The sequence below is a fragment of the Aeromicrobium sp. P5_D10 genome (assembly GCF_054049535.1).
Map to the genome: position 1 here is coordinate 569,515 of NZ_JBFUME010000002.1, position 21,311 is coordinate 590,825.

The 21,311-nt window shown below is 65.8% G+C and carries 24 protein-coding genes; 9 read left to right on the forward strand and 15 right to left on the reverse strand.

Annotated elements, in window-relative coordinates:
* Positions 1-18: 18 nt before the first annotated feature.
* Positions 19-444 (forward strand): DUF6314 family protein, encoded by a 426-nt coding sequence (locus ACXJKC_RS04465; protein WP_456695473.1) that lies wholly within the window; start codon positions 19-21, stop codon positions 442-444.
* Here ACXJKC_RS04465 and ACXJKC_RS04470 read toward each other — a convergent pair.
* From ACXJKC_RS04470 to ACXJKC_RS04510, 9 genes are all read right to left on the reverse strand, one after another.
* Entirely contained in the window at positions 432-1,478 is a 1,047-nt protein-coding gene (locus ACXJKC_RS04470; RefSeq protein WP_456695474.1) for a sulfate/molybdate ABC transporter ATP-binding protein, read from the reverse strand. The two genes, ACXJKC_RS04465 and ACXJKC_RS04470, sit on opposite strands and share 13 nt — an antisense overlap.
* Positions 1,475-2,269 (reverse strand): ABC transporter permease, encoded by a 795-nt coding sequence (locus ACXJKC_RS04475; RefSeq protein ID WP_456695475.1) that lies wholly within the window; start codon positions 2,267-2,269, stop codon positions 1,475-1,477. The genes ACXJKC_RS04470 and ACXJKC_RS04475 overlap by 4 nt, the downstream gene beginning before the upstream one ends.
* Positions 2,269-3,045 (reverse strand): molybdate ABC transporter substrate-binding protein, encoded by a 777-nt coding sequence (gene modA, locus ACXJKC_RS04480; protein WP_456695476.1) that lies wholly within the window; start codon positions 3,043-3,045, stop codon positions 2,269-2,271. Before modA ends, ACXJKC_RS04475 begins: the two co-directional genes overlap by 1 nt.
* Positions 3,042-3,443: a TOBE domain-containing protein gene (locus tag ACXJKC_RS04485; protein ID WP_456695477.1), complete on the reverse strand. Its 402-nt coding sequence runs from the start codon at positions 3,441-3,443 to the stop codon at positions 3,042-3,044. Before ACXJKC_RS04485 ends, modA begins: the two co-directional genes overlap by 4 nt.
* Positions 3,444-3,485: 42 nt before the next feature.
* Positions 3,486-4,121, reverse strand: coding sequence for an FMN-binding negative transcriptional regulator (locus ACXJKC_RS04490; RefSeq protein ID WP_456695478.1), 636 nt, complete (start codon positions 4,119-4,121; stop codon positions 3,486-3,488).
* Positions 4,118-5,047 (reverse strand): alpha/beta fold hydrolase, encoded by a 930-nt coding sequence (locus tag ACXJKC_RS04495; RefSeq protein ID WP_456695479.1) that lies wholly within the window; start codon positions 5,045-5,047, stop codon positions 4,118-4,120. Before ACXJKC_RS04495 ends, ACXJKC_RS04490 begins: the two co-directional genes overlap by 4 nt.
* A gap of 66 nt (positions 5,048-5,113) precedes the next feature.
* Positions 5,114-6,121, reverse strand: a complete 1,008-nt coding sequence (gene glpX, locus ACXJKC_RS04500; protein WP_456695480.1) for a class II fructose-bisphosphatase — start codon at positions 6,119-6,121, stop codon at positions 5,114-5,116.
* Positions 6,122-6,149: 28 nt separating this feature from the next.
* Complete coding sequence (locus tag ACXJKC_RS04505) at positions 6,150-7,397, reverse strand: sensor histidine kinase (RefSeq protein ID WP_456695481.1); 1,248 nt, start codon at positions 7,395-7,397, stop codon at positions 6,150-6,152.
* 5 nt (positions 7,398-7,402) lie between these two features.
* Positions 7,403-8,065, reverse strand: a complete 663-nt coding sequence (locus ACXJKC_RS04510) for a response regulator transcription factor (protein ID WP_456695482.1) — start codon at positions 8,063-8,065, stop codon at positions 7,403-7,405.
* Positions 8,066-8,222: 157 nt separating this feature from the next.
* Here ACXJKC_RS04510 and ACXJKC_RS04515 point away from each other — a divergent pair, with 157 nt between their 5' ends.
* The 5 genes from ACXJKC_RS04515 to ACXJKC_RS04535 all read left to right on the forward strand — a co-directional run bounded on the left by ACXJKC_RS04515 (position 8,223) and on the right by ACXJKC_RS04535 (position 12,295).
* Entirely contained in the window at positions 8,223-8,729 is a 507-nt protein-coding gene (locus tag ACXJKC_RS04515) for a hypothetical protein (protein WP_456695483.1), read from the forward strand.
* A 13-nt stretch (positions 8,730-8,742) separates the two neighbouring features.
* The gene (locus ACXJKC_RS04520) at positions 8,743-9,798 is read left to right on the forward strand and encodes a peptidoglycan-binding protein (RefSeq protein WP_456695484.1); all 1,056 of its coding nucleotides are present in this window, start codon (positions 8,743-8,745) and stop codon (positions 9,796-9,798) included.
* On the forward strand, positions 9,795-10,478 hold the full coding sequence (locus ACXJKC_RS04525; RefSeq protein WP_456695485.1) for an ABC transporter ATP-binding protein: 684 nt from the start codon (positions 9,795-9,797) through the stop codon (positions 10,476-10,478). The genes ACXJKC_RS04520 and ACXJKC_RS04525 overlap by 4 nt, the downstream gene beginning before the upstream one ends.
* Positions 10,475-11,680, forward strand: coding sequence for an ABC transporter permease (locus tag ACXJKC_RS04530; RefSeq protein WP_456695486.1), 1,206 nt, complete (start codon positions 10,475-10,477; stop codon positions 11,678-11,680). Before ACXJKC_RS04525 ends, ACXJKC_RS04530 begins: the two co-directional genes overlap by 4 nt.
* Before the next feature lie 87 nt (positions 11,681-11,767).
* Positions 11,768-12,295 (forward strand): DUF4245 domain-containing protein, encoded by a 528-nt coding sequence (locus tag ACXJKC_RS04535; RefSeq protein WP_456695487.1) that lies wholly within the window; start codon positions 11,768-11,770, stop codon positions 12,293-12,295.
* Here the strand turns inward: ACXJKC_RS04535 and ACXJKC_RS04540 are convergent.
* Both ACXJKC_RS04540 and xseA read right to left on the reverse strand, forming a co-directional pair.
* Complete coding sequence (locus tag ACXJKC_RS04540) at positions 12,268-12,510, reverse strand: exodeoxyribonuclease VII small subunit (RefSeq protein WP_456695488.1); 243 nt, start codon at positions 12,508-12,510, stop codon at positions 12,268-12,270. The two genes, ACXJKC_RS04535 and ACXJKC_RS04540, sit on opposite strands and share 28 nt — an antisense overlap.
* Positions 12,503-13,726, reverse strand: a complete 1,224-nt coding sequence (gene xseA / locus ACXJKC_RS04545; RefSeq protein WP_456695489.1) for an exodeoxyribonuclease VII large subunit — start codon at positions 13,724-13,726, stop codon at positions 12,503-12,505. The genes ACXJKC_RS04540 and xseA overlap by 8 nt, the downstream gene beginning before the upstream one ends.
* Positions 13,727-13,822: 96 nt before the next feature.
* Here xseA and ACXJKC_RS04550 point away from each other — a divergent pair, with 96 nt between their 5' ends.
* Positions 13,823-14,818 carry a 4-hydroxy-3-methylbut-2-enyl diphosphate reductase gene (locus ACXJKC_RS04550; protein ID WP_456695490.1) on the forward strand — a complete coding sequence of 332 codons (996 nt, stop codon included), beginning with the start codon at positions 13,823-13,825 and terminating at the stop codon, positions 14,816-14,818.
* A 125-nt stretch (positions 14,819-14,943) separates the two neighbouring features.
* On the opposite strand, the gene ggt is transcribed toward ACXJKC_RS04550, so the two are convergent.
* Positions 14,944-16,773 carry a gamma-glutamyltransferase gene (ggt, locus tag ACXJKC_RS04555; RefSeq protein ID WP_456695491.1) on the reverse strand — a complete coding sequence of 610 codons (1,830 nt, stop codon included), beginning with the start codon at positions 16,771-16,773 and terminating at the stop codon, positions 14,944-14,946.
* Between the two features lie 110 nt (positions 16,774-16,883).
* Between ggt and ACXJKC_RS04560 the strand changes: the two genes are divergently transcribed.
* Complete coding sequence (locus ACXJKC_RS04560; protein WP_456695492.1) at positions 16,884-18,770, forward strand: Na+/H+ antiporter; 1,887 nt, start codon at positions 16,884-16,886, stop codon at positions 18,768-18,770.
* A 1-nt stretch (position 18,771) separates the two neighbouring features.
* On the opposite strand, the gene ACXJKC_RS04565 is transcribed toward ACXJKC_RS04560, so the two are convergent.
* From ACXJKC_RS04565 to ACXJKC_RS04575, 3 genes are all read right to left on the reverse strand, one after another.
* Positions 18,772-19,194 (reverse strand): DUF6542 domain-containing protein, encoded by a 423-nt coding sequence (locus ACXJKC_RS04565; RefSeq protein ID WP_456695493.1) that lies wholly within the window; start codon positions 19,192-19,194, stop codon positions 18,772-18,774.
* Between the two features lie 2 nt (positions 19,195-19,196).
* Entirely contained in the window at positions 19,197-20,273 is a 1,077-nt protein-coding gene (locus ACXJKC_RS04570) for a DNA recombination protein RmuC (RefSeq protein ID WP_456695494.1), read from the reverse strand.
* Positions 20,274-20,404: 131 nt separating this feature from the next.
* Positions 20,405-20,731 (reverse strand): antibiotic biosynthesis monooxygenase family protein, encoded by a 327-nt coding sequence (locus ACXJKC_RS04575; RefSeq protein WP_456695495.1) that lies wholly within the window; start codon positions 20,729-20,731, stop codon positions 20,405-20,407.
* 40 nt (positions 20,732-20,771) lie between these two features.
* Between ACXJKC_RS04575 and ACXJKC_RS04580 the strand changes: the two genes are divergently transcribed.
* A complete protein-coding gene (locus tag ACXJKC_RS04580; protein WP_456695496.1) occupies positions 20,772-21,305 on the forward strand; it encodes a GNAT family N-acetyltransferase in 534 nt (177 codons plus the stop codon).
* The last annotated feature ends 6 nt before the right edge of the window (positions 21,306-21,311 follow it).

Consider the following 21,311-nt stretch of genomic DNA (forward strand, 5'->3'; position numbering starts at 1 on the left):
GATAGTTACCATGGGCAGGTGGTTTCATCGACGGTCCCCGACCCGCTCTCGTTGCTGGGTGCCTGGACGCTCGCCCGCACGATCGACGACCGCAAAGGTCCGGAGACCTCGACCGTCCAAGGAACCACCGAGCTGGCCAGGCAGGACGATGGTAGGGTGCGGTGGTCCGAGAGCGGCACGCTTCAGCGAGGCGGCCACGAGATCCCGGTCAACCGCACGCTGTATGTCGAGCCGCGTGACGCCGGCTGGTTCGTGACGTTCGACGACGGTCGGGACTTCCACCCATGGGAGCCGGGCGAGGAAGTGGTTCACCCGTGCGCCGCCGACACCTATGTCGGCCGCATCGAACTGGTCGACGACGACACCTGGACCGTCGAATGGAATGTCACCGGACCGGCCAAGGACTACACCATGATCAGCCGCCTGACCCGTCACGCGGGGTAGATCAGCACCTCGCTGGCCTTGACGGCGAGGAACACTTCGGTGCCGGGCATCAGGTCGAGCTCGGCGACGACAGGCGCAGTGACATCAGCACTGATCTCATCGGTCTGCACCCGGACCTGCGCGCCATGGGGTTCCAGTTCACGCACGAATGTACGCACGACGTTGCGCGGACTTCCTCCGGGCGGTTCGCGGTGGACGCTGACGGCACTGGGTCGGAACACCGCGACGGCGGCCGCACCTGTTTCGACCTGAGTCCCGTGTGGCAGGCCCGTGATCCGCAAGCCGCTCGCGGTCACGACCCCGCCGTCGTCGGCCAGCCCCCGGGCCAGGTTGAGTCCGGCGATCCCTGCCGCGAACGTGCTGCGTGGGCGGGCGAGGACGTCCTGGGTCGGTCCGTCCTCCACGATCCGGCCGTGCTCCATCACGACGACGCGGTCGGCGAGCAACAGAGCGTCCAGCACGTCGTGGGTCACGATGACGGCGCTGCGACGGGCCAGGACCCGTTTGAGGAGTTGACGCATCGCGGGGACGACCGTGATGTCGAGCGCGGCCATGGGCTCGTCGAGCAGCAGCAGCCGGGGGTCCGCGGCAAGCGCTCGGGCGATCGCGACCCGCTGCGCCTGACCGCCGGACAATTGTGACGGTTTGCGGTGCGCGAGGTCGGTGGCATCGACCTCCGCGAGCCACTGCGCGGCAACCGTCCGAGCCGCCGCCCGCGAGAGACCGGCACTGCGGGGGCTGAACGCGACGTTTTCGAGCACGTCGAGGTGGGGGAAGAGCAGCGGGTCCTGCGCGAGCAATGCCGTTCCGCGATCGTGCGGCGGACGCCATACGTTGTCCGCTTCGTCGAAAAGGGCTGCGCCGTCGAGCGTCACACTGCCCGAATCGGGCCGCAGGATCCCGGCGATCGACGCGAGCAACGTCGACTTCCCCGACCCGTTGGGCCCGAGGACGGCGACGGTTTCGCCGTCGGCGACATCGAGAACGGCTGCGACATCGCGATCTTCGACGAAGATGTCCAAATGCAGGGTCATAGTGCGCTGCTCCTGGTTGTCCGGACAAGCCCGATCACGAGTACTGCGATGGCGACGAGCACGAGCGATAGGGCGACAGCAGCATCAGGGTCGGCTTCACGTTGCAGGTAGATCTCCAGCGGCAGGGTCCGGGTGACGCCTTCGAGGCTTCCGGCGAAGGTGATCGTGGCACCGAACTCGCCCAGCGCACGGGCGAAAGACAGCACGGCGCCTGCCGCGAGCCCCGGCAGGACGAGCGGCAGCGTGACCCGCCGCAGAACTGTCGTGGGTTTGGCACCGAGGGTCGCCGCCACGATTTCGTAGCGCTGTCCGACAGTTCGCAGCGTCCCTTCCAGGCTGACGACCATGAACGGCAATGACACGAAAGTCTGCGCGATGACGACCGCGGTCGTCGAGAACGCGATCTGCCAGCCGAGGACATCCAGCGTCTCGCCGAGCAACCCGCGACGACCGAACGTGTAGAGCAGCGCGATGCCGCCCACTACGGGTGGCAGCACCAGGGGCAACAGCACGACCGAGCGCACGATTCCTTGGCCGCGAAATGACGTGCGCGCCAACACGAGCGCCATGGGGACGCCGAGGATGAGGCACAAGACCGTACTGGCGGCAGAGGTGCGCAGGCTCAGCCACAGTGCGGCCTGCGACGAGTCCGACGTGATGAGTCCGAAGAAGTTGGCCCAGTCGACGCGCAACGCCATCGCCGCGAGTGGGAGCACGATGAACAGCGCTCCCACTGCGGCGGGGACGAAGACCCAGCGTGGAACGCCGGAGTAGCTGGCTGAGCTGGACATTAGGGGGCGGCGAAGCCTGCGGCGGACAAGATGGCCTGGCCTTCGGTACCTGCGACGAAGGCTGCGAATGCCTGGGCGATGTCGAGGTTCTGGCTGCCCGACAGCGCGGCGATCGGATAGGTGTTGACGACTTCGGCCGACTCGGGGAACGCGACGCCCTTGACCTTGTCGCCGGCGCTCTTGACGTCGGTGACGTAGACGAGTCCCGCATCGGCTTCACCGGAGATGACTTTGCCGAGCACATCGGTCACGGACTGTTCCTCGCTGACGGGCGTGATGTCGACCCCGCCGGCCTTCTCGACGCCGACGGCAGCCGCACCGCACGGAACTTCAGGCGCACACAGGACGACTTTGACGTCGTTGCCCGCGAGGTCGTCAAGGGAGTCGATCCCTGCCGGATTGTCTGGGGGAGTGGCGATCTGGAGCGTGTTCTTGGCGAAATCGACCGGTGCACCGGCTACCAGTTCATCGGCTGTGGCTTTGTCCATGTTCTTGGTGTCGGCCGAGGCGAAGACGTCGGCGGGGGCGCCACCTTGGATCTGCGCGACGAGATCGGACGAACCGGCGAAGTTGAACTTGACCGTCACGCCGTCGTTCTCCGCCTCGAAGGCACTGCCGATCTCGGTGAACGTGGATTTGAGCGAAGCGGCGGCGTAGACCGTGATGGTCGTGGCCTTCGGCTGGTCGGCCGCCGGGTCCGGATCGGCGTCCGATCCGCAGGCGGAGACGGTCGAGAGCAGGACAGTGACCGCGAGGGTACCGACGAGGCGCTTCATGAGGAACCCTCCAGGGATTCGATGATGACGGTGGTCGATTTGATGACGGCGACGGCGACGGAACCGATCTCGAGCCCGAGGGCCTCGACTGCTTCGCTGCTCATGAGTGAGACGACGCGAAACGGCCCGCACTGCATCTCGACCTGAGCCATGACGGTGTCGGCCTTGACTGCAGTGACGAGACCGGGGAAGCGATTGCGGGCAGACGAAGCAGCACCTGGCGCGTCGGGTGTCTTGGCGTGCTCCTTGGCGAACTGGGCCAACTCGCGCCCCTCGATGGCCATCCGGCCCGACGAATCGGAGATGGACGTCAGGGCGCCGCTGGCGATCCAGCGTCGGACCGTATCGTCACTCACCCCGAGGAATTGGGCTGCATCAGATATCCGTACATGCGACATGGCTGACAGTATAGACCCGCAGAAGCGGATATATCGAGGTGACTATTCCGCAGATGCGGTCTTCTGTGCGAGATCGCGGGCCTTTTCCATATCTTCGGCGACCTGCGTCTGCTGGTGCGGGCCGGGAGCACGCAACTTGTCGATGACGTTCTGCACCGAGGCAGGATCCTTGTCCTGACTCATCTTGACTTTGCAGGTGAACCGGTCGACCGGAATGCGCAGACCTACGGTGCCGCGAGCTATCGGCGTCGCCCACTCGCGGTCGAGCCACATCGGCTCTTCGACATGCTGCTCGAAGTGGGCCGTCAGCCGGGTCAGGACATCGAGATTCTCCTCGTCGCTCAGGATCTGCGGTGTGCCCCAGCAGTGCACCGCGCTGAAGTTCCAGGTCGGTGCCCGGCTCGATCCGGGTACGTACCAACTCGGCGACACGTACCCATGCGGTCCTTGGAACACCACGAGCACCTCGCTGGCGCCGAGGCCGTGCAAGCGGTCGTCCGGCTTGCCGACATGAGTCATGAGGGACAACTGGTCGGTCGCCTCGTCGAGCAGTACCGGGTAGTGCGAGGCAACCAGTTCGCCGGCGTTCTGGCTCACGATCATCGCCCACGGATTGGCTGCGATGAGTTCGCGCACGACGTTTTCGTCGGTCCTGGCATGTTTCGGATTGTGTCTCATGACGTGCTGCCGTCTCCACGGTTGGCACGAGCCGCCGTACGAACGATCGTGTCGATATAGGTCGAATAGAGCTGTGGCGGCAGATCGTGTGCCATGCCGGCGATCTCGAGGTGTTCGGCGCCGGGTATCGCGTCTGCGGTGGCCTTGCCACCGGATCTGTGTACCAACGGATCGTTGAGACCATGGATCACGGCGACGGGCAGGTCGAGCTCGCGGAGCGCGCGGGTCCGATCGGTCTGGGTCAGCACGGCCAGCATCTGCCGGGTGACGCCGCTGGCGGTCCAGCCTCGGTCGTATGTCTCGTAGGCGCGATCGCGGGCGATCGTTTCGTCGGTCGGAAAGGCAGGGGAGCCGATGACCTTCGAGCCTCGCAGCGAGCGCTCGACGTAGGAGTCGCGGGTCCGTCCTGCGGACGACAACATGACCGGAAATATCTTGGGATGTTGGAATCCGACCATTCGTCTGCCGGTCGTCGACATGATCGACGTCATCGACAGTGCCCGCTTGGGATATTCGACCGCGAACGTCTGAGCGATCATGCCGCCCATCGAAACCCCCACCAGATGCACCTGGTCGAGCTCGAGATGGTCGATCAGACCGATGGCGTCCTCGGCCATATCGCTCAGACTGTAGGGCGCTTTGGCGCCGCCCAGGATCCGGAGACCCGCGAACGCCCGCAGGATCTCCAAGCGTCCCACCTTGTGCTGGCGGAGCTTGGTCGAGCGTCCCGTGTCGCGGTTGTCGTACCGGATGACGAAGAAGCCATGGGCGGCCAGCTTCTGGCAGAACTCCGCAGACCACCAGCCCATAGGCCCGCCCAATCCCATGATGAGCAGGACCGGCGGATCGTTCGGCTGACCGAACGTCTCGTAGCAGATATCGATGCCTGAGGGCAGCGAGGCGAAGAGTTCTCCGGACCGCGTCATGTTGAGCCCTGCGTCATATCAACCCCTGTGTCATCTCACGATCGTGTCACGACCTGGGGTGCCGCGTCATCGTTCGTAGTTGACCGACGAATAGGCCTGCAGCTTGGCGATCTGATGCTCGCTGGTGATCTTGCGGATCGTGCCGCTGCGCGAACGCATCACGATCGACTCGGTGTACGCCTTGCCGGCGCCGTAGCGGACGCCGTGCATCAGCTCACCGTCGGTGATGCCGGTGGCGACGAAGAAGCAGTCGTCGGCGTCGACCAGGTCATTGGTCGACAGGACCCGGCTGAGGTCGTGACCGGCGTCGATCGCGCGCTGGCGCTCGTCATCGTCAGTGGGCCACAGGCGACCCTGGATCACGCCGCCGATCGCCTTGATCGCACATGCCGTGATGATGCCCTCGGGGGTTCCGCCGACGCCGACCAGCAGGTCGACACCGGTGTCGGGACGGGCAGCGGTGATGCCACCGGCGACGTCGCCGTCGATGATGAACTTGATGCGGGCGCCCGCGGCACGGATCTCGTCGACGATTCCCTGGTGGCGGGGACGATCGAGCACGCACACCGTGACATCGCTGTTGGAGATCTTCTTGGCCTTGGCGACGCGGGCGATGTTCTCGGCGATCGGCAGCCGGATATCGACGTGATCGGCGGCCTCGGGGCCGGCGATGAGCTTCTCCATGTAGAACACGGCGGACGGATCGTACATCGCACCGCGCGGCGCGACGGCCATGACCGAGACGGCGTTGGGCAGGCTCTTGGCGGTCAGCGTCGTACCGTCGATGGGGTCGACCGCGACGTCGGTCTCGGCGCCGGTGCCGTCGCCGACGTGCTCTCCGTTGTAGAGCATCGGGGCTTCGTCCTTCTCGCCCTCGCCGATCACCACGATCCCGTTCATCTGCACGGTGTTGATCAGGGATCGCATCGCGTTGACCGCGACGCCATCTGCTCCGTTCTTGTCACCGCGGCCGACCCAACGGCCAGCGGCCATGGCTCCTGCCTCGGTCACGCGGACCAGGTCGAGGGCGAGATTGCGATCGGGCGCCTGGGCGGCGGGCTTGAGGCTTTCCACAGGCACATCCTAGCGGTCGCGGTGCGCCCTACTGCGCGGCTGTGTGGTGGGCTGGGCAGTTGTCCTCCAACGGGTGGGCACCACCGTCGTGATGTGATGCGAACTGCACCGACACGGCGAGGCCGCCACCGGGATTCGCCGCGAGTGTGAGCGAGCCGTCATGAGCCTGGACGATGCTCGACACGAGCGCGAGTCCGAGACCATGACCGGCAGCCTGACTTCGTACCCGACTGCCGCCGGTCGCGAACGGCTCTGCCAGGTGGTCGAGTTGCTCGGTCGGAACGGTCTCGCCGCTGTTGGATATCGACAGCTGAACGTCATCGGGATCGGCCCGAGTCGCGATGTGGATCCAGCCGTGGTCGATATTGTGCTGGACCGAGTTGTGGATCAGATTTCGCACAACTTGGCGCAAGAGCGCCGGATCCGCGGTGGTGCGTGCCGGATCGAGTGAGAGAGTCACGACCAGATGTCTGGCCTCGATGGAATCCGCGGCCGACTCGACGATCTCGGCGACCAGATCGGCCACGTCGATCGGTTCCTGCCGGACCGGCCGAGAACCCACGTCGGACAAGTCGAGAAGTGCCTCGACGATCTCGATGCTGCGCTCGTTGGTGGCATGGAGCCGCGAGGCCAGTTCGAGCAGAGCATCGCGGTCGAGTGACGGATCGGACCTTGCAACGTCCAGCATGGTTCGGGTGGTCGCAAGGGGAGTTCGCAATTCATGTGATGCGTTGGCGGCGAACTGCCGTTGCCGTTCGAATGATGTGTGCAGACGTTCGAGCATCCCGTCGAAGGTGTCCGCCAGATGTTTGATCTCGTCGTCCGGTCCGGAGAAGTCGACCCGGTGGTCGAATGATCCGGTTCCGGCCAAGATGGCCGCATCGTTGATCTCGGCGAGCGGTCTGACCATCCGGCCGGCGATGATCCAGCCCACGCCGGCACCGATCAGGACCAGCAGGACCAGCGCGACCGCGCCGACGATGAGCAATGTGTCCAGAATGTCGGCGGCGCTCGACAGATTGAGCGTGCTTGAAATCGCTGGCATGGATTCACCTGCGGCGTACGAATCGGTTTCTGCCTGGGTCAGGGGATATGCCCGGGTCACACCCGACGACCCCGACGTGTCCGCAGGCTCGGTGCTGCGGATCGAATAGGTCGGGACGAAGCGCATGAAGCCGTAGAGCAGGACCAGCATCGTGATGCCGACCGCGGTCAGAAGCGCCGAGTAGGTCAGAGCGAGTCGCCCGCGGAACGTCAGTCCTCGGTGCTTGGTCATCGCATTCATGGGCCCGCGATCTGATAGCCGACGCCCGGGACGGTGGAGATGATCCACGGTGGTCCGAGTTTCTTGCGCAAGGTCGAGACCGTGACCCTGATGGCATTCGTGAACGGGTCCGCGTTCTCGTCCCAGGCCTTTTCGAGCAGGGTTTCGGCGCTCACGACACCGCCGTCGGCCCTGAGCAGCACCTCGAGCACCGCGAACTCCTTGCGGCTGAGACGTACGTACCTGCCGTCGCGATAGACCTCACGGCGAAAGCTGTCGAGCCTGACACCGTTCTGCTCCAAGACAGGCGGTTTAGCCGCCGTGGAGCGCCTCGACAGGGCGCGTACTCGGGCGACGAGCTCGGGGAACTGGAACGGCTTGGCAAGGTAGTCGTCGGCACCGATCTCCAGGCCGCGGACGAGATCGTCCACGCGGCCGGCGGCCGTCAGCATCAGCACTCGGGTGTGTGGGTGATGGAGCACGATATGCCGGCAGACGTCGTCGCCGTGGAGGCCGGGCAGATCACGGTCGAGGATCACGACGTCGTAGTCGTACAGGGCGACCTGGTGCACCGCGTCGGCACCGTCGAGCACCACATCGGCGGCGATTGCCTCTTGCCGTAGACCGGACTGCACGGCCTCAGCCATGAAGACCACATCCTCGACGATGAGCACTCTCACGCTGTCTGTCCCTCCTGGAATGGCTGTCGGTGTGCACCGAGGTTATGGAACTCAACCACGAAGGGCATGTGATTTTCGTAAGGGTTTTCGCAGACAACGTCGCAACACGTCACAGAGTCGGATGGATCCCGATATCCATCGATGAAGGGACAACTCCGTGAATTCCATTCGTGTACGACATGCGTTCGTCGCCTTGCTGGCCCCGCTCATGCTGGGCGGACTTGCGGCCTGCGGCAGCGGAGCCGATGACGGCGACGGGAAGCCGAAAGCCTCCAGCGAGGAGAAGTTCTACGACTGGCAGCTCAGTTATGCCAAGTGCATGCGCGCCGAGGGTCTCGACGTGCCTGACCCGAATCCCAATCCGGAGGGGGGAACGGCCGCATTGCAGTTGGACGAAGAGCAGGCCACGGCCTTCGAAGCCGGCAACAAAATCTGCGTCAAGAAGCTCGGGGATCCCCCGTCGCCCGACGGCAAGAAGTACGACGAGGCCGAACAGCTCGAAGAGATGCTCAAGACGGCCAAATGCCTGCGTGACCGAGGCTATGACGTTTCGGATCCGGAGAAGGGCATGGCGATGGGCTTGCCGTCGGATGTCGATCCCAAGGACGCCGATGCGTGCTTCGGCGGCGGCGTGAGCGGTCGTACCACCGTTCAGGGCTCGTAACACGATGAAACTCATGAGTATCGGCGCGGCGGGGATTGCCTGCATCCTGGCTGCGGTGACGGCTGTGATCGTCACATCGGACGGCGGTGACGCGTCAGACGGGGACCGCAGCGGGTCGGGCGGCGGCACTCCCGAAACCGTCAAGATCGTGCGCGGCAATCTCACGGGTGAGACCCCACGGCCGGGAGTGCTGACCTATAAAGGCAGTCGTGCTGTCGTCTCGGCAAGCAATGGCACCGTGACCGAGCTTCGTGGCAATGGCAAGAAGCTCGCGATCGGCGATTGGCTCTATCGCGTCGACAACGCATCGATCATCCTGTTGCGCGGACGGCTTCCGGCGTGGCGCGACTTCGGACCCGGCATGAGTGACGGGCCCGACGTCCTGCAATTGGAGTCGAGCCTGCGTGAACTCGGCTTCTTCGTGCAAGAGCCGGATGAGAAGTTCACCTGGTGGACTGGCGATGCGATCCGACGGTGGCAGAAGTCGCTCGGCCGAAAGGAGACCCCGACCGTCCAACGGAGCTCGGTGGTGTTCCTGCCTGGACCGGTCAGAGTCGCCCAACGCCTGGTGGCGGTCGGCGACGCGCTGGCCGCCGGAGCGGCTGTCATGGACGTGACCGGATTGACCAAGAAGATCGACATCGAACTCAAGTCCGGCGACCAAGGGCTTGCCAAGGTCGGGCGCCACGTGCGGATCGAACTGCCCGGCGGCAAGACAGCCAAAGGGCGGATCACGTCGGTCGGCTCACCCACCGAGAAGGACATCAACGGAGTCAAGACGATGGTGCTCCCGGTCGTGGTGACCCTCGACAAGGCGAAGGCCGCGCGGGGACTCGAACGGGCCAGCGTGACGGTGAGTTTCCGCAGTGATTCACGCAAGGACGTCCTATTCGTCCCGGTCGACGCCTTGATCGCATTGCCGGGAGGCGGCACGGGTGTCGAAGTCGTCGCCTCTGGTGGGAAGGTGAGACGCCTGCCCGTGACCACCGGACTTTTCGCGGCGGGGAAGGTCGAGGTGTCCGGCAAGGAGCTCTCGGCAGGCCTCGATGTCGTGGTGCCGAAACTGTGAGCCCGATCATCGAACTGCGGGGCGTCACCCGCAGTTTCGGCCAGCCGATGGTCCACGCGCTGCGCGACGTCGATCTGTCGGTGGAGCACGGCGAATTCGTGACGGTTGTCGGACCCAGTGGTTCGGGCAAGTCGACCCTCCTGCAACTGATCGGGACGTTGGACCGTCCGTCGTCGGGGCAGGCGGTGATCGACGGGCGTGACGTCGAGTCGCTCAATGACGCGCAGCTGTCAGGTTTGCGTGCACACCGGATCGGGTTCGTCTTCCAGCAGTTCCATCTCAGCGACGGGACCAGCGCGCTCGACAACGTCGCCGACGGGCTGCTGTATTCGGGCGTTCCGCTGCGTGCTCGGCGACGGCGTGCCACCGAGGCACTGGAACGGGTCAAGCTCGCCGCGCGGGCCGCTCACAAGCCGAGTCAGCTCTCAGGCGGTGAGCGGCAGCGGGTCGCGATCGCCCGAGCTGTGGTCGGCCAGCCGACCTTGCTGCTGGCCGATGAGCCGACCGGCAACCTCGACTCCGCCGCCGGGGCGTCAGTCATGGATCTGCTCGACGAACTCCATGGCTCGGGGACGACGATCGTCATGATCACCCACGATCGTGAGCTGGCCGAGCGATCGCCGAGACAGATCCAGATCAAGGACGGCCGCATCGTCAAGGACTCGGGAGCCTCCGCATGATCGGCACGGGCGCTGCTCGCCAGACGCGGTCGAAGCTGTTGAAGCGCGATGTCTTGCGGCTGGGGACCACGGGCCTGCGCACTCGTCCCGCGCGGGCAGTGCTGTCGTCCCTGGGCATCGCGATCGGAATCGCGGCGATGGTGGCTGTCATCGGGGTGTCGTCGTCGAGCCAGGCCGGGCTCGATCGTGAGCTCGACGCACTGGGGACGAGCCTGCTGACCGCGCAACCCGGCGAGAGCATCTTCGGCGAGGACTCGAAGTTGCCGGAGAGCGCAGTGGCCAAAGTGCGCCGACTCGACGGCGTCCTGCGGGTCAGCGCGACCGGCACCCAGAACGATGTCTACGTCTATCGCAGCCATCGTGTGGATCCGTCCCAGACCAACGGGATCACGGTCCAGTCGACCGATCTCGGTCTGCTGGACGTCACGAGCGCCACGATCAGGCACGGCAGATGGTTCGACCAGACCCTGGCGACGTTGCCCACCGTCGTGCTGGGCGAGAAGGCAGCGCGCCGACTGGGCATCGTCGAAGCCGGAAGCCAGGTGTGGCTGGGCGGTCAGTACTTCACGGTCGTCGGCATTCTCGACCCGGTGGCACTGGCCCCGGAGCTGAACTCGGCGGCGTTGGTGACCCACGATGTGGCGAAGCGGCTGCTCGGATACAGCGGCGAGCCGACTCTGGTCTACGAGGTCTCGACCGATGAATCGGTCGCGGCGATTCGGCGCCTTCTCGGAGCGACGATCAAGCCGGAAAGCCCCGAGGAAGTCGAGATCTCACGCCCTTCCGATGCTCTGGCGGCACGCAATGCCACCGGACAGGCCTTCACGGGCCTCATGGTCGGGATCGGATCGATCGCATTGCTGGTCGGCGGAATCGGCGTCGCGAACACCATGGTCATTTCGGTTCTCGAACGCAGACGGGAGATCGGGTTGCGGCGAGCCCTGGGAGCGACTCGGCGCCATGTGAGCTCACAGTTCCTGGCCGAAGCATTGTTGCTCTCGGCGATGGGTGGTCTGGCCGGGGCCATGCTCGGCGCTTTGGTCACCGTCGGATTCGCAGTGACCCGGGGCTGGCCGGTTGATCTGCCGCTGATCGTGCCGTTGGGAGCAACCGGTGCGACGTTGTTGATCGGAGCGCTGGCCGGCCTGTACCCGGCGGTGCGGGCGGCCCGTACCCCGCCGACGACAGCGCTGAGCGGCTAGGCCATCTGGACGGCCAGGACGTGCAGCCGTCACGTAACATGTCGGGGCGACGTCAGGTGGGCGTGGCGGCTGTGCAGAAGGGCACCGATGAGTTCGACCGGTTCAAGCCGTGGCAATCCGTCCATGGGCGATATCTTGCGGTCGATGGCGGTCATCGGCGTCATCATTTTGGCGCTGTGGGGCTTCGGGAAGTTCTTCACGAGCGGTTCTGACGAACCCGTGGTCAAGACCGTCGACTTCGCGCAGGTCGTGACGCAGGCACGGCCCGCGGCCAAGTTCGATCTGCTCGCACCGAAGGCTCTGCCGAAGGGCTGGCGTGCGACGTCGGCGCGCTTCGAGCCCCAGTCGTGGCATCTGGGCGTGCTGACAGCCGACGATGAATACCTCGGCATCGAGCAGCTGAGGGTCAGCGCGGATCGAGCCGTCGATCGCTTTGCCGAGGACAGCAAGAGCGCCGGCACCGCTGTTGTCGACGGGGAGACCTGGACGGTCCGCAAGGGGCCGAAGAAGTACTGGACGTATGTGCGTGAGGCCGACGGCAGGTCGATATTGGTCAACGGCACGACATCGCGCGCGGAACTCGAGAGCTACATCTCGTCGCTGTCGACGTCCTGACGGTTCTGGTTGGACGCCGCAGCCAGACGTGCCTTGGCACCGTCGAGCCAGTGCTGGCAGATGCCTGCGAGCTGTTCGCCGCGTTCCCACAGCGCAAGTGACTCGTCGAGGCTCGTGCCGCCGGCCTCCAGCTTCTGGACCAAGGCGATGAGCTCGTCGCGGGCCTGTTCGTAGCCGATCTCGGGGGTGTCGCTCGCGGGGACGTTGTCAGTCATGCGTGATCTCCTCAGTGGATCGGGTGCGGGCCATGATCGTGCCGTCGGCGACCCTGATCGTCAGGTCTCCGTCGACCGCGACCTGGTCGATTGATGTGATGACAGTGCCATCGGGCAGTTGTGCCACGGCGTAACCGCGTTCCAACGTCGCCAAGGGCGAGAGGCCCCGCACCCGGGCCAGATGGTGCCCGATCTCGTCGGAGGCGCGGTCGAGCCGGTGCCCGAGCGATCGACGGGCCCGGTCGCGGACGTCGTGCAGGCTGTTCTCCTCGGCTTCGACGAGGGTCGCCGGACGGGCCAGCACGGGACGGCTGCGCAATTCAGCCAGGCCCCGCAGCTCCCGGTCGACTATCGACCGGATGGCCAATGAGGCGCGTTCGCGCATCGACGCGACTCCGGCCAGCTCATCGCGGACGTCAGGCACGATGCGTTTGGCGGCGTCAGTGGGAGTCGACGCCCTCAGGTCGGCGACCAGGTCGAGCAGGGGGATGTCGGGTTCGTGTCCGATCGCGCTGACCACCGGCGTCACGCACCCGTGGACGGCCCGGATCAATGCCTCGTCCGAGAACGGCAGCAGGTCTTCGATGGATCCGCCGCCGCGGGCGATCACAATGAGGTCGACCGAGGTATCGCCGGACAGTTCGGCCAGGGCCTTCATGACGTCGCGCGCCGAGTCATTGCCCTGCATCAGGGCGTGACGGACCACGAAATGCACATCGGGCCAGCGCAGCCTGGCGTTTTGCAGCACATCTCGTTCGGCCGCGGAGTTCTTTCCGGTGATGAGCCCGATGCCGGCCGGCAACAGCGGTAGCCGCTTCTTCAGACGGGGATCGAACAGGCCCTCGGCAGCCAGCAACTGCTTGCGTCGCTCGAGTTGGGCCAGCAGTTCGCCCTCGCCCTGGGGCCGTATCTCCCGTAGATCGAGCGACAACGCGCCACGAGGTGCGTAGAAGCGGGGTTTGGCGTGAGTGACGATCCGCGAGCCCTCGGTGATGGGGGAGGGCGATGCGTCGAGCACGCTGAGGTGACACGTCGCGTCGATGGAGAGCTTCGCCTGCAGATCACGCAGTTTGAGGAAGCACATGCCTTGGCGGCGGGTCAGCGAAGCGATCTCCGCCTCGATCCACACCGCGCCCAGACGTCCGATGTAGCCGTCGAGGAGTTGGGAGATCTGGCGGAGGGGGGCAGGGGTTTCCGCGCTCGTCTCCAGGGCCATGTCGACCACCCTAGGCCCGACGTCGGACGTTGCGGGTGAGTGCCCGCACACCTGTGGATGGCGCTCGGCTCATGTGGCGTCGCCTAGACTGGGATCATGTCCTCTCAGGTCTCCCTTGGCATGCCTCCGGTCGGCGGCAGCGTGCTGCTCGCCGATCCTCGCGGCTACTGCGCGGGTGTCGATCGTGCCGTCATCACGGTCGAGAAGGCGCTCGACCTGTACGGCGCCCCGGTCTACGTCCGCAAGCAGATCGTGCACAACAAGCACGTCGTCAACAATTTGGCGGCCCGCGGCGCAATCTTCGTCGAGGAACTCGATGAGGTGCCTGAGGGTGCCACGGTCGTGTTCTCGGCTCACGGTGTCTCGCCGATGGTGCATGCCGAAGCCGCCGAACGCAGCCTCAAGACGATCGATGCGACCTGCCCGCTGGTGACGAAGGTGCACCACGAAGCCAAGCGATTCGCATCCGACGGGTACCGCATCCTGTTGATCGGCCACGAAGGGCACGAAGAGGTCGAGGGTACGGCGGGCGAGGCGCCTGAAGCCATCACGCTGGTCCAGACGCCCGACGATGTCGACGATCTCGAGTTCCCTGAAGGCACCCGACTCTCGTGGCTGTCACAGACGACGCTGAGCGTCGACGAGACCATGGAAACCGTGCGCAGGCTGCGTGAGAAGTTCCCGCAGCTGGAAGATCCGCCGAGCGATGACATCTGTTACGCGACGCAGAACCGCCAGGTCGCGGTCAAGGAGATCGCCAAGGACGCCGATCTGGTCATCGTCGTGGGTTCGGCCAACTCGTCGAACTCGGTGCGACTCGTCGAGGTCGCGCTGGAGGCCGGCGCCAAGGCGTCCTACCGGATCGATGACATCTCGGAGTTCGACGAGGCCTGGCTCGAAGGGGTCTCGAAGGTCGGCGTCACCTCCGGCGCGTCGGTGCCCGACAACCTGGTCCAGGACGTGCTGAAGTATCTGAGCGAGCACGGTCATCCAGACGCTGATGCGGTCCGCACTGCCGACGAGAGCCTGATCTTCGCCCTCCCGCCGGAGCTGCGCAAAGACATGAAGATCGCCGGCGTCCCGTACAAGTAGGCCCGGCTCACCCGCCCCTCTGTCTGGGCCCCGCTTCGCCTGGGGCGGTGCGTTAGCGTCCAAAAACCTGGCGCGCGTGGACGCCAGCGCACCGGCCACGCCGGGACGGTCGGGCGTTGGGACGGTCAGCGAGGCTGGGGGCGGACGACCATCGCGCTGCCACCTCCACGCCGCTTCGGTTCGGCGACGGCCGTGAGACGTCCGTGCCGGTCGACTTCGATCGCGGCAGCAGCACCGATCTCGGCCGCTGAGGTGAACTGGTCGCCTGACGGTGTGAGCTGCTGACCGTACGGTGCGAGCAGATCCTGATACGCCGTGATGAACTCCGGCTCAGCAGAGGTCGTCGCGGCATTGCGTTGGGACGCCCGCGGTGCCGCCACGGCCTCCGGCAGCGTCATGCCCAGATCGACTCGGTTGAGCAGGATCTGCAGCACAGTCGTGATGATCGTGGCTCCTCCGGGCGAGCCGAGGACGTACTTGACCTGCCCGTTCTTGGTCACGATCGTCGGTGACATCGACGAGCGGGGGCGTTTCCCAGGCTCGATGCGATTGGGGTCCGCGGGATCGTACGTCGTCGAGAAGTCGGTCAGCTCGTTGTTGAGCAGGAAGCCCCGGCCCGGCACGGTCATGCCGGATCCACCGGTCTGCTCGATCGTGAGGGTGTACGCCGCCGCATTGCCCCATTGGTCGACGACCGACAGGTGGGTCGTGGAGATGTTCTCGGTGTCCTCGCGCTCAGTTGTCGCCGTGGTCCTGCACGATCCGCCGACCAGCGCACCGGCCGTGACGGGTTTGGGCGACGCCGCACGTGGATCGATCGTGCAGCGTCGTGAGTCGGCGAACCGCTGGCTCAACAACGTCCGGGTCGGTACATCCACGAACGCCGGATCGCCGACGTACGCCGCCCGATCAGCGAAGGCCCGGGCCGAGGCTTCGAGGTACAGGTGCAGGCTCTGCGCTGTTCGCGAGCCGCCTCCCAGGCGGTAACCCTCCAGAATGTTGAGGGCTTCGCCCACCGAGGTGCCGCCAGAAGACGAGGGAGCCATGCCGTACACATTGAGGCCGCGGTAGGAGATGCGCGTCGGCTTCTGCTTGACGACGCTGTAGCGCGCCAGATCGCGCGTGGTGAGGCTTCCTGCCGGGGCCGGCAACGTCGATGCGGGATCCTTGCGGGGCGACTGGACGACCGATGCGATCTCTCGGGCCACCGGTCCGCGGTAGAACGCGTCGGGGCCGCGGCGGGCGATCGAACTCAGCGTGCGGGCGAGATCGGGGTTGCGGAACCGGGTGCCGACCTGCGGGGCGTCGCCGCCGGGCAGGAACAGCCTGGCCGTGTCGGGAAAGGCAGCGAACCGGGCAGCGTTGTCGAGCGTCTGGTTGCGGAACGTCTGATCGACGACGAATCCGCGCCTGGCCAGTTCGATCGAGGGCGCAAGGGACCGGGCCAGAGATCGGGTGCCGAATCGTTCGAGCGCTGCCTCCCACGTCGCAACAGTGCCCGGTACGCCGACGGCGACACCGGACGAGACGAGTTCGGGGGTGAACCGGTACGGCTCGCCGGTCGCCGGATCGATGAACGCGTCCGGCTTGATCGCGGCGGGGGCGGTCTCACGTCCGTCGATCGTGCTGACTTTGCCCGAACGGTGGTCGTAGTAGACGAAGTAGCCGCCGCCGCCGATTCCGGCGCTGTAGGGCTCGGCGACTCCGAGGGCAGAGGCCATCGCAACTGCGGCATCGGCCGCGTTCCCGCCTCTGGCCAGGACATCGCGACCGATCTTGCTCGCATTCGCATCGACGCTCGAAACCGCCCCGCCGGTGCCTCGAGCAGTGGCTCCCGATGACGTGGCCGCGGTCGCGCCGGGTGGGCTGGTGGTGAGCAGCGCAGCGCTGACAGCGACGGCAGAGAAGGCGGCGACGAGACGTCGTGAGCGGGCATGGACGACAAGCTTGGTCATGGCGAGCTTCCCCCCGGAAGTCGTTGTGGCTGAGCTTTCACGGTACGACTGAGTTCGTTCGAGTGCACGTGCTGCAGGCACGATCTGGACCCGGCTGAGATGATAGGCGGGTGGAAACCGCCCTGACGCTTGTGACCCTGCTGGCCATCGTCGTCGGGGTCAGCGCACTGGCCGATCGGCGCGGGGTCTCAGCGCCGCTGGTACTGATCGTCGTCGGCATCGTCGGCTCCTATCTGCCGTTCGTTCCCGACTATGAGCTGACGCCAGAGATCGTGCTGGTCGGGTTGCTGCCGCCCCTGCTGTACGCCGCGGCGATCCGGACGTCGCTCGTCGACTTCCGGGCGAATCTGCGTCCTATCGGCCTGTTGAGCGTCGGTCTGGTGCTGTTCACGACCGTCGTGGTCGGATTCCTGGTCTCGGCGCTGTTGGACATCCCGCTCGCGGCGGGCTTCGCGCTGGGTGCCGTGGTCGCACCTCCGGATGCGGTGGCTGCCACCGCTATCGCCCGGCGGATCGGTCTGCCGCGCCGCGTCGTCACGATCCTCGAAGGCGAGAGCCTGGTCAACGATGCGACGGCCATCGTCACATTGCGGACGTCGATCGCGGCGATCTCCGGAACTGTCAGTGTGTGGCAGGTCGGTGCGGGATTCGTGGTGTCGGCGGTCGGCGGTGTCGCGATCGGACTGATCGTCGCAGTCGTCATCGGCAAGCTGCGCCGCCGTATCGAGGACGAATTGACCGATGTCGCGGTATCGCTGCTGACTCCCTGGATCGCCTATCTTCCGGCCGAGGAGATCCACATCCCGGGCGTCGACGCTCAGCCGTCAGGCGTCCTCGCGGTGGTTGTGGCTGGGATCATCCTTGGTCATAAGTCGCCGGTCATCCAGTCAGGCGCATCGCGGCTGTTCGAGCGCACCAACTGGGCCACGATCTCGTATGTCCTGGAGAACTCGGTCTTCTTGCTGATCGGTCTGCAGATCCGCGACATCCTCGTCGATGTCCAGGACAGTGATCTCAGCGCGATGCGGATCACGCTGTCGTGCATCGCTGTGCTGGTCACCGTGATCGTCGTCCGCATGGTCTGGGTATTCCCGTCGACCTACTTGCCGCGGCTGATCCCCGGTGTCGCGGAAGGGGAGCCGCGGCCGACTCCGCAGTCCGCGTTCTTGGTGGCGTGGACGGGTATGCGTGGCGTGGTCACCCTGGCCGCGGTGTTCCTGCTGCCGCCCGAAACTCCGCAACGCGAGGTGCTGGTGCTGATCGCGTTCGTGGTCACGGTCGGCACGCTGATGATCCAGGGACTCTCGATCCCGTTGTTCGTGCGCTGGCTCAAGGTGCCCGGGCCCGACCGCCATGAGGACCACCTCCAGGAAGCGACGGTCTTCCAGGCTGTGACGGACGCCGGCATGAAGTTCCTCGACGACGAGGTCGCGGGAACTGTCTCCGATTCGGTGCTGGAGCGGCTGCGCAGCCGAGCCACCGACCGCACGAACGCGGTATGGGAACGCCTCGGTGGTGCCGAGACGCCCAGTGCCCAGTACTCGCGACTGCGTGCGGCGATGCTGCAACGCGAACGCGAGGAGTTGCTCAAGATCCGGGCGATCGGCACGGTCGACCAGTCGGTGCTCGCGCGCATCATGAATGCGCTCGACGTTGAGGAGTCAATTCTCGATCGGATGTGGGAAAGTGAGACAACTGCGAACCGGGAGGTTGACTTGCGCCCCACCTACGACCAGGACGGACCCTGCGAGCACCTTGCCAATGCCTGCACCGTGCCCGATCCGATCACCCCGGCCGGTTGCGAGGAGTGCCTCCGCGACGGCGACGAATGGGTGCACTTGCGGCTGTGTATGGAGTGCGGACACGTCGGATGTTGCGACTCGTCGCCGGGTAAGCACGGCACGAAGCACTTCCACGAGAGCGGGCATCCGGTAATGCGCAGCTTCGAACCGGGAGAAGCCTGGCGCTGGTGCTTCGTCGACGAAGTGACGGGCTAGCTCAGCGGTCGGGGTCGGTCAGGATGCGCCAGGCGATCAGGATCAGCGCGATACCGTGACCGACCAGCAGAGTCAGTCCGTGATCGATCGTCGCGGCGATGAGGCGCGCGATGGTTCCCGCGTCCTTGGCCATGCCGTCGACCTGGATCGCGGACGGCTCGACGACGCACACCGCGAACAAGGCAGCGATCAGCAGGATCGGCGGGAGCACACCTGCCGGGAACAGCGAGCGGACGTCGACGCTCATCGGCACCGTGATGACGATCAGTACGAAGCCGACCGAGAACAGTAAGTCGAGTCGGCCGTCGAGCAGATCGAGACCTGTGACGACGGCCATGGCCAGGCAGGCGGCAACGATCGCCTGGCGTGCGCTGAGATCGCGGCCCGCCATGGCTCCGGGAGTGCGCGACACCGCCTGGGTCATGACTACGACGTTAGTTCATCGACGAGCTCAGGTGCCGTCAATGAACGGGGTGTCGACTCGACGAGCCTGGGTGATGCCACGGGGGTGTCGGACACGTGCAAGGCGTTGAAACGCCGGGCCGTGACCAGGAAGCGGGACTCGATCGAGCTGACCGCCTCGTTATAGGAGCGGACCGTGCCCTCCAGGGAGCGGCCGAGTTTGTCGACGTGGCCCGCGACGGTGCCGATCCGCTCGTACATCTCCTTGGCGATGGTCTGGATCTCGCGGGCGTTGGCGGCCAGCTGTTCCTGCGTCCACGCGTAGGCGACGGTGCGCAGCAGGGCGATCAGGGTCGTCGGGGTTGCCAGCACGACCTTCTTGGCCGAGGCGTACTCCAACAGCGTCGGCTCCGCCTCGAGCGCTGCGGACAGGATCGACTCACCCGGGACAAACAGCACCACGAACTCCGGGGACTGGTCGAACTGCGACCAGTAGGACTTCGACGCGAGCTGGTCGATGTGCGTGCGCACTTGGCGGACGTGACGCCGCACGTGTTCGGCGCCTTCTGCTTCAGTCTCTGATTGTGCGGCGTCGAGATAGGCGTCGAGCGGGACCTTGGAATCGACCACGACCCGCTTGCCACCGGCCAGACGCACGACCATGTCGGGACGCAGGATCGAATCGCCGTCGCTCACGCTGACCTGCAGCTCGAAGTCGCAGCGGTCGAGCATTCCAGCCAGCTCGGCAGTGCGCTTGAGGTGCATCTCGCCCCAGCGTCCACGTACCTGCGGACGGCGCAGGGCCGTGGCCAGGGAAGCAGTCTCCTTGCGCAGCGAGTCACTCGTCAGGCGGACGGCGTCGACCTGTTCGCGTAATTGGGTATGCCACTCGATGCGGCTGGATTCGAGCTGGCGCAGACGTTCGCCGAATCGGTCAAGACTCTCGCGGACCGGCTCGACGGCCTGTGCGGTGGCCGCAGTCGACAGCGAGAGATCGTGGGCGGAGACGGCAGGTGCCTGTCGTCCGCCGATCACGTAGCCGAGGGAAAGGCCCGCGACGAGAGCGAGTATCGCGACCAGAAGGAGGGGAAGAAGGTCCATGTCCCCATGCTGACCCCCACCCCTGACAGTTCTCGCCCCCAAGCCGCGAGTGGTGCGGGTTGGACGTTTTGAGACGGCGAGTCTGTCCGATCCGCACCACTCGCGGCCTGGTTTGCACCACTCGGGGAGGGTCAGCTCGCGGAGCCGCCGGCGATCTCGTAGTTCCAGACCTCGCTGTGGGTCGAGACCGGCTTGGGCGCTTCGCCACCGGCGCGCTCGGCGGCCGAACGGTGCCCCTCTGCGAAGGACGGCGAACTGACCCACGCCTGGAACGACTCCTCGTCCTCCCAGCGCGAGAGCACGAGCCACTGCGTACGGTCGTCGGTCGGCTTGAGCAGTTCGAAGCCGATGAAGCCTGCAGCGCCGTCGACGGCACCCGCACGAGCGGCGAAGCGGTGGGCGAGCTCGTCACCGGAGTCGGCGGGAACGGTGATCGCATTGATCTTGATGACAGTCATGCGCTGAGCCTATCCAGGCACCGGGTGATAGGTATGGGCCATGGACGTCCTACTGACTGAGCGGCTCCGCCTTCGACCCTTCACCCCGGACGATGCTCCGGCGTTGTTCGAGCTGTTCCGGCTGCCTGACGTGGCGCGTTGGGGCGGGAGCAAGATACCGATGACCGACATCTCCGAGGCGTACGACCGGATCGAGGGCATGCCGAAACGTGCGGGGAATCATCCCGCCGCCGGAATCTTCGCGACGGAGCGGCTCGACACTGGCGCCTTCGTGGGTCAGTCGCTGCTGGTGCCGTTGCCTGCCAGCAGGGGAGTGGATCGTGACGACTTCGAGCTCGGCTGGCACCTGCATCCCGACGCCTGGGGTCACGGCTTCGCGACCGAGGCAGCGACGGCGTTGGCGGCACGAGGATTCGCCGCAGGCCTGACCGAGACATACGCCGTCACGACATTGGACAACGTCCGCTCACAAGCTGTTTGCAGACGGCTCGGGATGCAGGATCTCGGTCGGTCGTCCAATTGGTACGACCAAGAAGGCAGGGCCTTCCGGATGGACGCAGGCGTGATCGGCTGACTGCGT

Coding starts and splice junctions, on each gene's coding strand:
- ACXJKC_RS04565 (WP_456695493.1), bottom strand. CDS start 19,194: ATGACCCAGGCGGTGTCGCGCACTCCCGGAGCCATGGCGGGCCGCGAT.
- modA (WP_456695476.1), bottom strand. CDS start 3,045: ATGAAGCGCCTCGTCGGTACCCTCGCGGTCACTGTCCTGCTCTCGACC.
- ACXJKC_RS04575 (WP_456695495.1), bottom strand. CDS start 20,731: ATGACTGTCATCAAGATCAATGCGATCACCGTTCCCGCCGACTCCGGT.
- ggt (WP_456695491.1), bottom strand. CDS start 16,773: ATGACCAAGCTTGTCGTCCATGCCCGCTCACGACGTCTCGTCGCCGCC.
- ACXJKC_RS04505 (WP_456695481.1), bottom strand. CDS start 7,397: ATGACCAAGCACCGAGGACTGACGTTCCGCGGGCGACTCGCTCTGACC.
- ACXJKC_RS04570 (WP_456695494.1), bottom strand. CDS start 20,273: ATGGACCTTCTTCCCCTCCTTCTGGTCGCGATACTCGCTCTCGTCGCG.
- ACXJKC_RS04475 (WP_456695475.1), bottom strand. CDS start 2,269: ATGTCCAGCTCAGCCAGCTACTCCGGCGTTCCACGCTGGGTCTTCGTC.
- xseA (WP_456695489.1), bottom strand. CDS start 13,726: ATGGCCCTGGAGACGAGCGCGGAAACCCCTGCCCCCCTCCGCCAGATC.
- ACXJKC_RS04530 (WP_456695486.1), top strand. CDS start 10,475: ATGATCGGCACGGGCGCTGCTCGCCAGACGCGGTCGAAGCTGTTGAAG.
- ACXJKC_RS04520 (WP_456695484.1), top strand. CDS start 8,743: ATGAGTATCGGCGCGGCGGGGATTGCCTGCATCCTGGCTGCGGTGACG.
- ACXJKC_RS04470 (WP_456695474.1), bottom strand. CDS start 1,478: ATGACCCTGCATTTGGACATCTTCGTCGAAGATCGCGATGTCGCAGCC.
- ACXJKC_RS04550 (WP_456695490.1), top strand. CDS start 13,823: ATGTCCTCTCAGGTCTCCCTTGGCATGCCTCCGGTCGGCGGCAGCGTG.
- ACXJKC_RS04535 (WP_456695487.1), top strand. CDS start 11,768: ATGAGTTCGACCGGTTCAAGCCGTGGCAATCCGTCCATGGGCGATATC.
- ACXJKC_RS04540 (WP_456695488.1), bottom strand. CDS start 12,510: ATGACTGACAACGTCCCCGCGAGCGACACCCCCGAGATCGGCTACGAA.
- ACXJKC_RS04485 (WP_456695477.1), bottom strand. CDS start 3,443: ATGTCGCATGTACGGATATCTGATGCAGCCCAATTCCTCGGGGTGAGT.
- ACXJKC_RS04490 (WP_456695478.1), bottom strand. CDS start 4,121: ATGAGACACAATCCGAAACATGCCAGGACCGACGAAAACGTCGTGCGC.
- ACXJKC_RS04495 (WP_456695479.1), bottom strand. CDS start 5,047: ATGACGCGGTCCGGAGAACTCTTCGCCTCGCTGCCCTCAGGCATCGAT.
- ACXJKC_RS04580 (WP_456695496.1), top strand. CDS start 20,772: ATGGACGTCCTACTGACTGAGCGGCTCCGCCTTCGACCCTTCACCCCG.